Origin of the sequence: Agrobacterium albertimagni AOL15 (assembly GCF_000300855.1) — a bacterium.
In the GTDB taxonomy this organism is placed as follows: domain Bacteria; phylum Pseudomonadota; class Alphaproteobacteria; order Rhizobiales; family Rhizobiaceae; genus Allorhizobium; species Allorhizobium albertimagni.
In genome coordinates this window covers 85202-98231 of sequence record NZ_ALJF01000003.1, presented here as the reverse complement: position 1 = coordinate 98231, position 13030 = coordinate 85202, and the positions used below count along the sequence as shown (strand labels likewise).

Below are 13030 nucleotides of genomic sequence, written 5' to 3'. Positions count from 1 at the left end.
GATGACCGATATGACCACGATCGACACCTTGCATGGCGAAGCGCTTGCCCGCGCGGCAGATCAGGCCGTGAGGGCGATCCCGCCAGCCTGGCCGCTGACGGCGACCGTTGCCGTCAATCCCTTCCTCGGCCAGATCAGCGAAACACTGGACAACACCGCAGCCCGGCTCGCCCGGATTGGCGGCGTCCGGCTCGCCCTGCCGCGCAAGCATTATGCCGACCAGATCGACAAGGGCGAGATCACGGATGAGGATCTGGCGGCAGCGCTCCAGTCGAGCGCGCTTTTCAACCGCATCGATCTGCCGGCGCTCAAGGCTGCTGTTGGCGAGGAGCTGCAGCCGGTTGTGGCACTCCCGACGATCGCTGAACTTGCCGCGCGGGCCACGGGCAAGGATTGGCCGGGGCTCGTCTCCGAGCGGATCGGCACGTTTGCGGCCGGTTTCTTCGATCAGGGGCAGGCCCTTTGGGCTGCTTCCCGGCGCAACGGTCTCTACGCCGCCTGGCGTGCCTTTGCGACCCACGACCTGACGCCGGAAATCCTGGGCCTGAAAGGCTTCAGCATCCATGTCGACGAAACGCCGGAGACACCATATGCGGCGATCGAACGGGCGGCTGTCTCCCTCGGCCTTGGTGCCGAGCCCGGCACCTATTTCCATCAGCTCCTGTTGACCGTCGGGGGCTGGGCGCAGTATGCGCGCCACATCCAGTTCGGGGCGGAGGTCGAGGGGCGAGCAGATAGCACCGCGCTTGAACTGTTGGCGATCCGGCTGGTCTTCGAAGAGGCGCTCTACGCCCAGCACAAGACCGCCATCGAAAGCGAGTGGCAGCAGGTACGGCGCGCCCATGTCGAGCCGGTCAGTCCCGATTTCGATACCGTCATGGACGGGTTGCTGCAGGTCGCTGCCGAGCGCGCGGCGCAGCGGAAGCTTGCGGCTACGCTTGCTGCACCCTCGCCGATCAAGGTTGCTGAGTTGCGGCCAGTCCTGCAGGCGGCCTTCTGCATCGACGTGCGCTCGGAAGTCTTCCGCCGCGCGCTCGAAAGCGTTGATCCTGCTGTTCGCACGCTCGGCTTTGCCGGCTTCTTCGGTCTTGGTGCAAGCCACAAGGGCTTTGCCTCCGACGTATCAGAGCGTCGCTTGCCGGTCCTCCTGAAGCCTTCCGTCTTCAGCTGCAGCGCCATCGATCACGATGAGGATGCCGATCAGCAGGCTCGGTTCAGCGCGCGCGCCACCCGTGCCTGGGGTCGTTTCAAGCTGGCTGCCGTCTCTTCCTTTGCCTTCGTGGAAGCGATGGGCCCCGTCTATGCCGGCAAGCTGATGCGCGACGGTCTGGGTTTCGGCAAGGGCAAGGGTCCGGATGCGGCCAAGCCGCGCTTTGCCCCGAGCCTCGATCTCGACACGCGGGCGGTGGTTGCTGAAACCGTGCTCAAGGCGATGTCGCTGACGGAAGGCTTTGGCCGCTTCGTGCTCATCTCCGGTCATGGAGCGAATGTGGTCAACAACCCCTATGCCAGTGCGCTTCACTGCGGCGCCTGCGGCGGCTACGCGGGCGACGTTAACGCGCGCCTGCTGGCCGATCTGCTGAACGACCAGGCCGTGCGCGAGAAGCTGGCATTGATCGGGATCACCATCCCGACCGATACCGTCTTCCTCGGTGGCCTGCATGATACGACCACTGACACGGTGACGCTGTTCGAAGACGATCTGGAGAACGACCTCGCAGCGCAGGATATCGTTCGCATCCGCCAATGGCTTGCCCAGGCCGGCAGCCTGACGCGGGCGGAGCGGGCGCGGCGGCTGCCGCGGGCGACAGGCGATAGTGTCATCGCGCGTAGCAAGGACTGGTCGGAAGTCCGGCCCGAGCTCGGGCTTGCCGGCTGCCGCGCCTTTATCGCGGCACCGCGCTCGCGGACTACAGGACGCTCGCTGGAGGGCCAAGCCTTCCTGCACGACTATGTCTGGAAGAAGGACGAGGGCTTCAAGATCCTCGAACTGATCCTGACGGCTCCCGTGGTCGTCGCGAGCTGGATCAGCCTGCAGTATTTCGGCTCGTCGGTTGCGCCGTCGCTCTTTGGTGCTGGCAACAAGCTGTTGCACAATGTCGTCGGCGGCATCGGCGTCGTCGAGGGCAATGGCGGCAATATGCGGGCCGGGCTCCCCTGGCAGTCGGTCCACGACGGAGAGAATTTCGTCCACGAGCCACTGCGTCTGACGGTTGCCGTCGAGGCGCCGAAGGAGGCAATCACCGACATCCTGAAGCGGCATGCGCAGGTGCGGGCGCTGTTCGACAATGGCTGGCTCAGCCTCTTTGCGCTCGACGAGCAGGGCCAAATGGCCTGGCGCTATGCCGGCAATCTCGGCTGGACGGATGTCCGGCAGGGTGCAGCATCAGGTGTCGAGCAGAAGGCCGCGAGCTAAGCTTTAGGGCAGGACCGTCGGTAACAGACGCCGGCGGTCCATCTCCTGTGCATCAGACGGCGTTCACCGCCGGCCGCCGCTGGCTCTCGTTCTGTCGGGAAAAAGTGGTGCTTTCTGCCAGCAGACGTTCGGCCTCAGCCATCATCAGGGGACCTACACCCTTGATGTCGTCGGGGCGAATGGCTTCGGTGAGGTAGTAGGCAATGCTGCCGTCGCGATAGATGCCTTGGAAGGGGCCGAGGCCCGCGACGCAACAGATGTTGTGCAATTGTCGCCGTCCGCCCGCGACGGGACGGACTTCGAGGTTGGCGAGAGCCAGCAGCGCCGACCGCCCGAGATCGCCGCGTTGGTCGATCCCCAGGCGCTCAGACTTTTGCAGGGCGTAGGCGAACATCGCCGTTGCCGAGCTTTCGGGGTAATTGCCCGTTGCCTCGGGCGCATCGATCACCTGCAGCCAGCGATGATCTTTCGTCGCCAGCGCGGCAAGCCGGTCGTTCAGCGCAATCAGACGTGTAGACAGGTCGCGGCGCGTTTCGCCCTCGGGCAGATGTTCGATCACGTCAACGAAGGCCATGGCGAGCCAGCCGATCGATCGTGCCCAATGCGCCGGCGACAGGCCGGTGTCGGGGTCGGCCCAATCCTGCAGACGTGACTCGTCATAGCCGTGGCGATAGAGGCCGGAGGCTGCGTCGAATGTCAGGTCGATCGCTGAGTTGAACTGGGCGATAGCATCTTCCACGAGGCGCTGATCACTGAGTGCCAGGCCGAGCTCGATCTTGAACGGCATGGCCATGTAGAGGCCATCCAGCCAAACCTGATGCGGGTAGCGCAGCTTGTGCCAATAGGGGCCGCTGGCGATGCGGGGATGGTGTGTGAGTTGCCTTCCAAGGAGCCTGGCGGCCTCCAGATAACGGGCCTTTCCCGTCAGGCGATGGAGGTAAAACAGCGCGCGCCCGGGCAGGATGTTGTCGATGTTGAATTCGATGATCCGGTAGTCGGCGAGACCGCCGTCGGCATCCACCTGCGCATCGACGAGCCGGGTCAGATGGTCGAGCCAGCGCCGATCTCCCGTCGCCTCATGCAGCGTGATCAGGCCGCGATAGAGGCAGCCGTCCTCATAACACCAGGCACCGGCCTTATAGGGTTCATAGTCGCGAGCATAGTCGTCGAAATAGGAGATCAGCATTGGTCTTCATGGGTCCGGGTGAATGGATGCGGGTGAGAGGCCGACAATCCGGCTGAAATTGGTGTTCTCGGCAATGATGCCGGCGTGGCGCAGTTCCGGGAGATGGCAGGCCATCTCCGGCACGGCGGGTTTCGCATCGGCGCTGTAGGCGATGCTCATGCCGTCGATCGACACGGCGTCGATGGTCGATTCCGGCAGTCCGTAGAAGACGGCTGCCGCCGTTTCCGCGCCTGAAACCTCGAGATTGCGGATATCGATGCCCTCGATCTTCGGCGTGGTGAGGGAGACGGGCAGGGCGGTGCGGGACTGGACATAGTCGGAGCGGCCATCGGCATCGCAGAAGTAGAAGGCGTTGACAGCAATCGGGGTCGCGACATCCTCCATCCGGCAGTCATGGACGCTGATCTTGGAGACGGTGCCGCCTCGGCCGCGCCGGGTCTTGATGCGCAGGCCCCGGTCGGTGCCGAAGAAATGGCAGCGGCTGATCGAGACGTCGCTGATCCCCTGGCTCATCTCGCTGCCCATGACCACCGCGCCATGGCCGCGCTGCATCAGGCAGTTGCGGATCTCGACATTGCGGGTCGGCCGATCCGGACCGCCGCGCGGATCGCGCTTGCCGGCTTTGATCGCCACGCAATCGTCGCCGACGGAGATGTCGAGGCCAACAAGGCGAATGTTCTGGCTGGATTCGGGGTTCAACCCGTCGGTATTCGGAGAGTCGGGATGGTTGCGGATCGTCAGTCCGACCGCGAGCACGTCTTCGCAGAGTACGGGATGGACAGTCCAGGAAGGGGAATTGCGCACCGTGATGCCGGCAATCGTCAGATGACGGCAGCCGGACAGGAACATCGTGCGCGGGCGCCGGGCGCCGTCGCGGGTTTCCTTCGGCCAGGTCCACCAGTCGCCGCGATCGCCGCCGCCGTCTACAATACCCTGTCCGCAGATCGTCAGGTTGTCGCAATCGATCGCGTTGAGGAGGCTGGCGAAACAAGCTTCCGCGACGCCTTCCCAGGTGCCGAGCACGCGTCCCTCCGGGTGGCGTGACGACAGGATCCGTCGTCCCTCGCGGGTGCCGCTGTCCTGCAGGACAGCGCCTTCCTCGATCAAGAGTGTCATGTCACTCTTCAGGAAAAGCGGGCCTGAAGTCCAGGAGCCGGCGGGCAGCCGGAGTGTTCCACCCGCCGGCACCGCAGCGATCGCGGACTGGATCGCCGTGGTATTGTCGTTGCTATCTGGTCGCGCTCCGTGGTCGCGGATATCGACCAGGGCCGTTTCGTCGGCTGTTCGAAAGGTGATCCCACCGATCGCGGTCGAGAAGCGGTACTCGCTCTTCGGTTCCAGACCATCGAGGGACAGCACGACCGAGGTCGCACTGCCCGTCTTGAGCGTCGTGCCGTCAGCCAGCTGCAGCACCCAGGGCAACGCCCGGTCGAGGGCGAACAGATGCCTGTCCGCCTCGATCGACAGTGTTGCCGTCCTTGACGACAGATGCAGCAGCTGGATGGGGCCGTCGGTCAAGATCGTCCTCCTCAGATGCCGGTGAGTGCGCTGTTGATGCCGTCGATGATCTCGGCGGCTGCGTCTTCGGCCGAAGCCTGACCATAGGCAAAGGCCTCGAAGGTGCTGTCGAAGGCTTCCGTCACGCGCGGATGTTCGTTGAGCGGCGAGACACCGACGCCATTGCTTTCCAGCACGATCTTGTTGGCCTCAACCTGCACCGGCTCGATCGATCCGGCCTTGGAGAGTTCTTCGAGCGCGATCTTGCTCGAAGGCACGCCACGGGTCGCGCCCAGAAGCTTGATCGCGTTCGGATCGTTCAACAGGCAGTTGACGATCTCGGCGGCGGCCTTCGGCTCCTTGCTGTTCCTGGAGATCGCCAGGAGCATCGATGGTTTGCGGTAGACGCCTTCGGTCGTCGCGCCTTCAATCTGCAAGAGCTTGACGGGCACGAGTTGCTGGCCTTCTTCCATCGGACCGGAGATCTTGCCGTAGGTGCTGTCCCACTGATAGGTGCCGGCGATCTTGCCGGCGGCCCAGGCCGGGTTTTCATGCAGCGGCGCATTGCCGCCGGCGGCCACGTCCTTCCAGGACTTGATGACGCCCTGGTCGACCATGGTCTGGTAGAACTGCAGGCCATCGGCCAGTTCTTCCACGGTCCAGGCAACCTGATTGGTCGCCGGGTCGATCAGGTCCTTGCCGGTCTTTTGCGTGGTGCGCAGGATGACGACGAGGCGCGCGTCCAGCGCGGTGCCTTCGAAGGGGTAATAATCCTGACCGAGCTTTTCCTTCATAACGGGGGCTGCGGCAAGCAGTTCGTCCCAGGTGGTCGGGATCGCAAGGCCCGCCTTGTCATAGGTGGTCTTGTTGAACATGAAGACGCGGCCGGTGGTCGAGACGGGCAGGCCGTTCAGCTTGCCCTCGACGGTGCCGCCCTTCAGGTCCGTCTCCGACCACTGGCTCAAGTCGATGACGTCCTTGAACTCGTTCAGGTCGACGAAGCCGTCGCCGTTTTTCGAGAAAATCGGCAGCCAGGGCCAGTTGATCTGCATGATGTCGGCTTCGGTGCGGCCGGCGAGCTGCGTGGTGATCTTTTCCTGGTGGCCGGTCCAGCCGGTGAATTCCGGCGAGATCGTATGGCCGAACTTGCCGCCGCAGAGCTTCAAGGCTTCCTGCGTGGCGATATGGCGATCATCGCTGCCCCACCAGGACATGCGAAGATTGGCGGCATTGGCTGCGGTCAGGCTGGTTGCCGCAAGAAGTGCGGCGGTCATGATCAAGGTTCTCATTCTGGCTCCTCCCAAGTTGGAACAATGACGGCTTTCAGTCGGCGAGCGAGATGTTCTCGCCTGTCATGCGGTTGAAGATGTGTGCGGACCGGATGTCCGGGCTCAGCCAGACATGGTCGTCGCGGATCTGCGACCTGTCGTACTGGCTGGAGGGCACGACGGCGATGACGCGTTCGCCGCCGATGTCCACGTAGAGATAGACCTCGTGGCCCATGAACTCGACATGGCTGATGCGGCCCGACAGCGTGCCCGATGTCTCGGGCGGCGCGATCCGGAGATGCTGCGGACGAATGCCGATGGTGACCTCGCGCGCGGCATCGCGATGCAGTCGCTGAGCAAGGCCATCCGTAATCGACAGTGTTTGGCCTGCTGTCACCAACTCTCCATTGCCGGAGAGTTCGGCGGCGATCAGGTTCATCTCGGGGCTGCCGATGAAGCCGGCGACAAAGGCATTGGCCGGGCGGTTGTAGAGCGTCACCGGGTCGGCCACCTGCATGATGTGCCCGTCTTTCATGACGCAGATCCGGTCGCCCATGGTCATGGCTTCGGTCTGGTCGTGGGTGACGTAGATGACGGTCGCGGCCATGCCGTCGGCTTTCAGCTGCTTGTGCAGGTCGGTGATGCGCACGCGCATCGAGGCGCGCAGCTTGGCGTCGAGGTTCGACAGCGGCTCGTCGAAGAGGAAGACTTGCGGCTTTTTGATCAGCGCGCGGCCGACAGCGACGCGCTGGGCCTGGCCGCCAGAGAGCTGCTTCGGCAACCGGTCGAGCAGGGCGCCGATTTCCAGCGTGCCGGCCACCTTGTCGGTTGCCTCGTCGATTTCCACTTGCGGACGGCGCTTGAGGCGCATGGAGAAGGAGAGGTTTTTCTTCACCTTCATATGCGGATAGAGCGCGTAGTTCTGGAAGACCATGGAGATGCCGCGATCACCGGGGGCTCGGTCATTGACCAGCTCCCCGCCGATGCGGATTTCGCCGCCTGTGATCCGCTCGAGGCCGGCAATCATGCGCAGCGTCGTCGACTTGGCGCAGCCGGAGGGGCCGACCAGAACCATGAACTCGCCGTCTTCGACATCGAGGTTGATGCCATGCACGGCACGAAACGAGCCATAGTCTTTTTCGAGGTTTTTCAGTTGCAACCGGGCCATTGTTTTATCCCTTGATGCCGCCGGCGGAGATGCCGTCGATGAAGTATTTCTGGGCGAGGAAGAACACGGTGAGGGCGGGCAGCAGTGTCAGCACCGACATTGCCAGCACCCGGTTCCATTCGAAGGCCTCCGTTGTGTCGATCGAGAGTTTCAGCGCCAGCGACACCGGGAACTTCTCAACGGAGGAAATGTAGATGAGCGGTCCTAGGAAATCGTTCATCGTCCACATGAACTGGAAGAGGCAGACCGAGATCAGCGCCGGCATCAGCAGCGGGATGACGATGAAGACGAGGACCTGCCAGGTATTGGCGCCATCCACACGGGCTGCTTCCTCCATGTCGCGCGGAATGGCGCGCAGGAACTGCACCAGCATGAAGACGAAGAAGGCGTCGCCGGCAAAGGCCGAGGGGACCCAGAGTGGCAGGTAGGTATCGAGCCAGCCGAGATCGCGGAACAGCAGATATTGCGGAATGCGGGTGACGACATTCGGCAGCAGCAGCGTGGCGATGAGGGTCGCGAAGAGCAGCTTCTTGAACGGAAAATCGAAGCGGGCAAAGCCATAGGCCACCGCCGTGCAGGAGATCGCCGTCCCGATGATCTTGGGCAGCACGATCCAGAGCGTGTTCAGGAAGAAGGTGCCGAAGGTATAGGGCGTCGAGGTCTGCCAGCCCCTGATATAACCGTCAGCCGTCGGGTTCTCCGGCCAGAAGCCGGGATTGGCAAAGATCTCGGAATTGGTCTTGAACGAGGCGCCGATCAGCCAGACAAGCGGGTAGATCATGATCAGGCCAACCACTGTCAGGACAGCATAACGCAAGACGGTCGTGATCTTTTGCCGGCGCAGATCGCGGCGGTGGGCCTTGTCGGCTTCTTCGATGCCAGCGGCATAGGGGGGAAGGGCGTGGTCTGTCATGATCAGCTCCGCTTGTCGCCGGCGTAGTAGACCCAGTGGCGCGAAGACCAGAAGGCAATGAGGGTGAGCGCCATGATGATGACGAAGAGCACCCAGGCGATGGCCGAGGCATAACCCATGTCGAAACGCTTGAAGGCTTCGTCATAGATGTAGATCGGCAGGAAGTAGGTGGCCTTCAGAGGGCCGCCCTGCGTGATGATGTAGGGGCCGTTGAACTCCTGGAAGGCCTGGACCATCTGCATGATCAGGTTGAAGAAGATGACCGGCGTGATCAGCGGCAGGGTGATGTGGACGAAGCTCTTCCACTTGCCGGCGCCATCGATGGCGGCTGCCTCGTAAAGGCTCTTGTCGATGCTCTGGAGCGCCGCCAGGAAGATCACCATGGCCGAACCGAACTGCCAGAGGCGCAGCAGGGTGATGGTGAAGAGCGCATTGGTCGGGTCGCCGAACCAGTTGACGGGCTCGAGGCCGATCATCGTCAGGCCCATGTTGACCAGGCCGACATCAGCGAACATGTAGCGCCAGAGGACAGCGATCGCGATGGAGCCGCCGAGGATCGAGGGCACATAGAAGGCCGTGCGGTAAACGTTGATGAACTTCAGCTTGTAGTTCAGGATCACCGCGACGAAGAGTGCGAAGATCAGCTTCAGTGGCACCGTCGTGAAGACGTAGATCAGCGTCACCCAGAGGGACTTGCGGAAGGTCCGATCGCCGGTAAACAGCCTCACATAGTTGTCGAAGCCGGTGAAGATCGGCGCACTCATCAGATTGTAGTCGGTGAAGCTCAGATAGAGCGAGACGACGAAGGGCAGGGCCGTGAAGATCAGGAGCCCGATGATGTAGGGCGCGAGATAGAAGAGCCCGAGGTAACGGCTGTCTCCACTCATGCAACACCTCCGGCTTTCGCCAAGGTTTCAGGCAGGCGATGCTGGGTAGCAGTCACCATTTCTCGGAAGAGGCGGGTCGCCTTATTCTGGGGTAGGGCGGCGACGAGCGGATCCGAGACAAAGAGCGGCAGAAGCGCATCGACGTCATCACAAAGGACCGCTGCCACGAGGGCGTTCTGCCGGTCGGCATGGGGACGGGCGAGCAGTTCGAGACCCTTCGGCAGTCGTCCTGCAACGATGGGCTGGATGCCGAGTGGGCTGAAGCGGGCATTGGTTTCGACAATCGTACCCTCCTCGAAGCCTGCGAACTGCCCCCGGTTCGGCAGGTTGACATTGCTCACATGCTCAGGACCGCCCATCAGAGCCTTGATCTGCTCGACGATGGCTTCGTCCGAGGCGCGGGCTGGCGGCAGTTCGGCGCCCTTGTCGAGGGCATCGGCACAATTAACCTTCTCCTGTCGTTCCCGCATCCGGAACTCGACCGGGGTGAGGCCGAACTTCCAGACGGCGTGATCATCGAGGTACCAGCATTGCGGCAGGAACTCGACGAGGTGGCGGTCGCCCGCTGCTGCGGCGATGCCGAAGCGGCGCGAGAGGTCGAACTTAACGCGGAAGCTATCTGTGAAATAGCGATCGTGTTCATTGGCGGGGTCGAGCGGGGATTCGCGCCAGCCGTTCGCATGGTGCTCTTTGGCGAAATCGAGATAGGCCGGCATCATGTTGACACCGCCAACTGCGGCGCGGTCGACGAAGGTGAAATGGTTGATGCCGAGCACGTTCACCTTCGCATCGCGATAGCCGTAGAGCACTTCACCGGCGCGGCGGTTTGCAAGGTAAGCCATAATCTTGCGGGTCTTGATCACCTCGTGGCAGGACCCCCATGCCCGGATCTCCGGAAACACGGCATAGAGCGTGCCCGTCAGGACCGACATCGGGTTGGTGAGATTGCAGACATAGGCTTCCGGGCAGTAACGGGCGATGGCGCGGCCGATCTCGGCGATCATCGGGATTGCCCTCATGGCGCGGACGAAGCCGCCGGGTCCGACGGTGTCGCCGACCGACTGGCGGATGCGGTAGCGCTCGGGGATCGCGATGTCGTTTGCCATGTCCTCGAAGGAACCTGGCAGGATCGAGATGATGACGATGTCGGCACCACGAAGTGCTGCCTCCAGCGTGCACTCTGCCGTGTAGGTGACGGGCGCACCGGTGTCGCTGCGTGCCGCATAGCGGGTGCCGATACGGGCGTTGCGCTCGGCGGCAGCATGGTCGAGGTCGTAGAGCCGGACGGTCGCCGGCACCGTTCCGTCCTGGGCGAGGTCGCCCATCAGTTTCGTCGCCCAATTGAGCGAGCCGCCGCCGACATAGGCGATGGTGACGGGGCGCGTGTGTTCCGTTTTATGCATCGCAATATTTGGGGTGGACGAGGCCAAGACCGGCCCACCTCCGTGGCCTGTCTCGCCGTCTACCCTTCTCCTCCTGATATCCTCCCCGGTCTTCCCAAGTCGACCGGTCCTGTGTCTACTATCTCGCTATACGGTTCGCGCGGAAATCGACAAATAGGGGAAAAATGATGGACGAAACTGAAGGTAGTGTGCTCGGCGGTATTCCGATGCAGGCGCTGGCGCTCAACCTGACACGCTCGACCATCCGCATGCAGCATTCGCAGACCTGGTCGATCGACAAGTCGAACCGGGTGCATGACCTCGTGATCTGCCTGAGCGGTCGCGGGATCTATGAGGTCGAGGGGCAGACGGTGGAGTTGGAGCCGGGTTCGGCGATGCTTTTGCCCGCCGGCACGCGGTTCGTCGGTCGATCGGCGTCGGTCGAAGCCTATACCGGGGTTGCGCAGCATTTCACTCTCGATCTTTTCGGTCGGCTCGATCTCATTGCGCAAATGGATCTCGCTTTGTCGGTGAAGCTTGCCCGCTGGGACATGCTGGAAAAGGTCGTCCGTCACTTTCGCGAAACCGCGCCACCTTATTCGACGAGCCTGCAGCAGCATCATGTCTTCATGTTCCTGTTGATCGAGTTCATCGAGCAGGCCTTCATCGGCTGGCGCGAGCAGTCGGTCGGGACGGTCGCCAATCCCGACCAGCTGTCGCTTGCAATCATGGTCGCCGCCAGCCAGATCGCCGCCGATCCGCTCAACGAGGCGATCACCTCGCAGGTGCTTTCGGCCGCGCCCTACAATCCCGACTATTTCAAGCGCGAATTCCGCAAGCGCGTCGGCTGGACCATGGACAAGTTCCAGGAGTTCAAGCGCATGGAGCGCGCCATGGGACTGCTCGCCGGCGGCTGCACGGTGAAGCGGGCCGCCGCTCTCTCCGGCTATGCGGACGCCTATTACTTTTCCCGCATGTTCAAGCGCTATATCGGGATCAGTCCGCAGGGATACAGGGAAGCCGAACGGCGCAACCGCGAAGGCGCTTTTCCCAGGGGTGATGAGGATGGCCAGGTGGCCTATCCGTTGCCGCGTGGCTGAATCCTGTCTTATGACTTTATCGCGGTACACGCACTCTCCCTATTGCTATGCCGCTAATGAAAAGATTTTTTGCGCTTGCCGCATGACCTGCAACATGTATGATAAGTTGACATAACATGTATGGGAGGAATGATGTCGCACACCGATTTCACCAATCGCTTCGCCATCGATCCGTTGACCGCTGCCGGCTTCGGCACGGATGAACTGCGCTCGAATTTTCTGCTGCCGCCGCTCTTCGTGCCGGGCCGCATCCAGCTGCACTACACGAATTACGATCGCATGATCGTCGGCGGTGCCGTGCCGCTCGCCTCGGAACTGCCGCTCGAAACCATCAAGCCGGCGGGTACGCCTGAACTGCTCGCACGTCGTGAGATGATTGCGGTCAATATCGGCGGGGCAGGCGTGGTGACGGTCGATGGAGAACGGTTCGAAGCCGGCACACGTGACATGGTCTATGCCGGCATGGGATCGTCGGTCACCTTCGCCTCGGTGTCGGCGGACGAGCCCGCAAAATTCTACCTGCTCAGCGCTCCGGCACACACACGGCACCCGGCTCGGCACATCGGTATCGGCGATGCCAAGCGGCTCGATCTCGGCGCGCAGGAAACAAGCAATGAGCGATCGATCTTCCAGTTCGTTCACCCCGAAGGCGTGAAGACCTGCCAGTTGGTGGTCGGCATGACGAGCCTTGCCAAGGGCTCGGTGTGGAACACCATGCCCTGCCACATCCACGACCGACGCATGGAGGTGTATCTCTATTTCGACATGGCGGAAAAGACCCGTGTCTTCCATCTGTTCGGCGAACCGGACGAGACGCGCCACATCATCATGAAGAACGAAGAAGCTGTTCTCTCTCCCGGCTGGTCGATCCATTCCGGGGCCGGCACGGCGAATTATTCGTTCATCTGGGCCATGGCCGGCGACAATGTCGATTATACCGATGTCGATGCGGTCGCCATCGAGGACATGCGCTGACGCGGCCTTCTGCCGTGGAGAAGTAACTCGATACTGGCATGCGGGATCGTCCATTCCGCATGCCGTTTTTCTTTGTGTGTATTCTATCCTGGGTTGTTAACTCGGCGCTTTCCCGAGCCACTCGGAAGCCCCGTCTGGATACATTCAGACCCGTCTCATTAAGGTCATATTAGTCTTCCTTGGCCATGCTCCAGGCGATTCATGCATGGACGCCGATGGCAGCAATTTTGCTGGCTTC

10 protein-coding genes are annotated in these 13030 nt (G+C 62.3%); 3 read left to right on the top strand and 7 right to left on the bottom strand.

Going from position 1 to position 13030, the window contains the following annotated elements:
* Position 1: 1 nt before the first annotated feature.
* Positions 2 to 2416, top strand: coding sequence for a YbcC family protein (locus QWE_RS03665; protein WP_006724729.1), 2415 nt, complete (start codon positions 2 to 4; stop codon positions 2414 to 2416).
* Between the two features lie 52 nt (positions 2417 to 2468).
* Here QWE_RS03665 and QWE_RS03660 read toward each other — a convergent pair whose 3' ends face one another.
* Genes QWE_RS03660 through QWE_RS03630 form a run of 7 tightly spaced genes read right to left on the bottom strand, consistent with a single transcriptional unit; the run spans position 2469 to position 10738 of the window.
* Positions 2469 to 3602 carry a glycoside hydrolase family 88/105 protein gene (locus tag QWE_RS03660; RefSeq protein WP_006724728.1) on the bottom strand — a complete coding sequence of 378 codons (1134 nt, stop codon included), beginning with the start codon at positions 3600 to 3602 and terminating at the stop codon, positions 2469 to 2471.
* A 6-nt stretch (positions 3603 to 3608) separates the two neighbouring features.
* Positions 3609 to 5120 carry a polygalacturonase PglA gene (gene pglA / locus QWE_RS03655; protein ID WP_006724727.1) on the bottom strand — a complete coding sequence of 504 codons (1512 nt, stop codon included), beginning with the start codon at positions 5118 to 5120 and terminating at the stop codon, positions 3609 to 3611.
* Between the two features lie 11 nt (positions 5121 to 5131).
* Complete coding sequence (locus tag QWE_RS03650; RefSeq protein ID WP_006724726.1) at positions 5132 to 6388, bottom strand: ABC transporter substrate-binding protein; 1257 nt, start codon at positions 6386 to 6388, stop codon at positions 5132 to 5134.
* 34 nt (positions 6389 to 6422) lie between these two features.
* Positions 6423 to 7535, bottom strand: coding sequence for an ABC transporter ATP-binding protein (locus tag QWE_RS03645; protein ID WP_006724725.1), 1113 nt, complete (start codon positions 7533 to 7535; stop codon positions 6423 to 6425).
* 4 nt (positions 7536 to 7539) lie between these two features.
* Positions 7540 to 8448 carry a carbohydrate ABC transporter permease gene (locus tag QWE_RS03640; protein WP_006724724.1) on the bottom strand — a complete coding sequence of 303 codons (909 nt, stop codon included), beginning with the start codon at positions 8446 to 8448 and terminating at the stop codon, positions 7540 to 7542.
* A gap of 2 nt (positions 8449 to 8450) precedes the next feature.
* Entirely contained in the window at positions 8451 to 9335 is an 885-nt protein-coding gene (locus QWE_RS03635; RefSeq protein ID WP_006724723.1) for a carbohydrate ABC transporter permease, read from the bottom strand.
* Complete coding sequence (locus tag QWE_RS03630; protein ID WP_006724722.1) at positions 9332 to 10738, bottom strand: family 4 glycosyl hydrolase; 1407 nt, start codon at positions 10736 to 10738, stop codon at positions 9332 to 9334. The genes QWE_RS03635 and QWE_RS03630 overlap by 4 nt, the downstream gene beginning before the upstream one ends.
* Before the next feature lie 167 nt (positions 10739 to 10905).
* Between QWE_RS03630 and QWE_RS03625 the strand changes: the two genes are divergently transcribed.
* Both QWE_RS03625 and kduI read left to right on the top strand, forming a co-directional pair.
* Positions 10906 to 11817, top strand: coding sequence for an AraC family transcriptional regulator (locus QWE_RS03625; protein ID WP_006724721.1), 912 nt, complete (start codon positions 10906 to 10908; stop codon positions 11815 to 11817).
* A 132-nt stretch (positions 11818 to 11949) separates the two neighbouring features.
* Positions 11950 to 12792 carry a 5-dehydro-4-deoxy-D-glucuronate isomerase gene (kduI, locus tag QWE_RS03620; RefSeq protein ID WP_006724720.1) on the top strand — a complete coding sequence of 281 codons (843 nt, stop codon included), beginning with the start codon at positions 11950 to 11952 and terminating at the stop codon, positions 12790 to 12792.
* Positions 12793 to 13030 lie beyond the last annotated feature (238 nt).

Coding starts and splice junctions, on each gene's coding strand:
- QWE_RS03665 (WP_006724729.1), top strand. CDS start 2: ATGACCGATATGACCACGATCGACACCTTGCATGGCGAAGCGCTTGCC.
- QWE_RS03660 (WP_006724728.1), bottom strand. CDS start 3,602: ATGCTGATCTCCTATTTCGACGACTATGCTCGCGACTATGAACCCTAT.
- QWE_RS03650 (WP_006724726.1), bottom strand. CDS start 6,388: ATGAGAACCTTGATCATGACCGCCGCACTTCTTGCGGCAACCAGCCTG.
- QWE_RS03645 (WP_006724725.1), bottom strand. CDS start 7,535: ATGGCCCGGTTGCAACTGAAAAACCTCGAAAAAGACTATGGCTCGTTT.
- QWE_RS03640 (WP_006724724.1), bottom strand. CDS start 8,448: ATGACAGACCACGCCCTTCCCCCCTATGCCGCTGGCATCGAAGAAGCC.
- QWE_RS03635 (WP_006724723.1), bottom strand. CDS start 9,335: ATGAGTGGAGACAGCCGTTACCTCGGGCTCTTCTATCTCGCGCCCTAC.
- QWE_RS03630 (WP_006724722.1), bottom strand. CDS start 10,738: ATGCATAAAACGGAACACACGCGCCCCGTCACCATCGCCTATGTCGGC.
- QWE_RS03625 (WP_006724721.1), top strand. CDS start 10,906: ATGGACGAAACTGAAGGTAGTGTGCTCGGCGGTATTCCGATGCAGGCG.
- kduI (WP_006724720.1), top strand. CDS start 11,950: ATGTCGCACACCGATTTCACCAATCGCTTCGCCATCGATCCGTTGACC.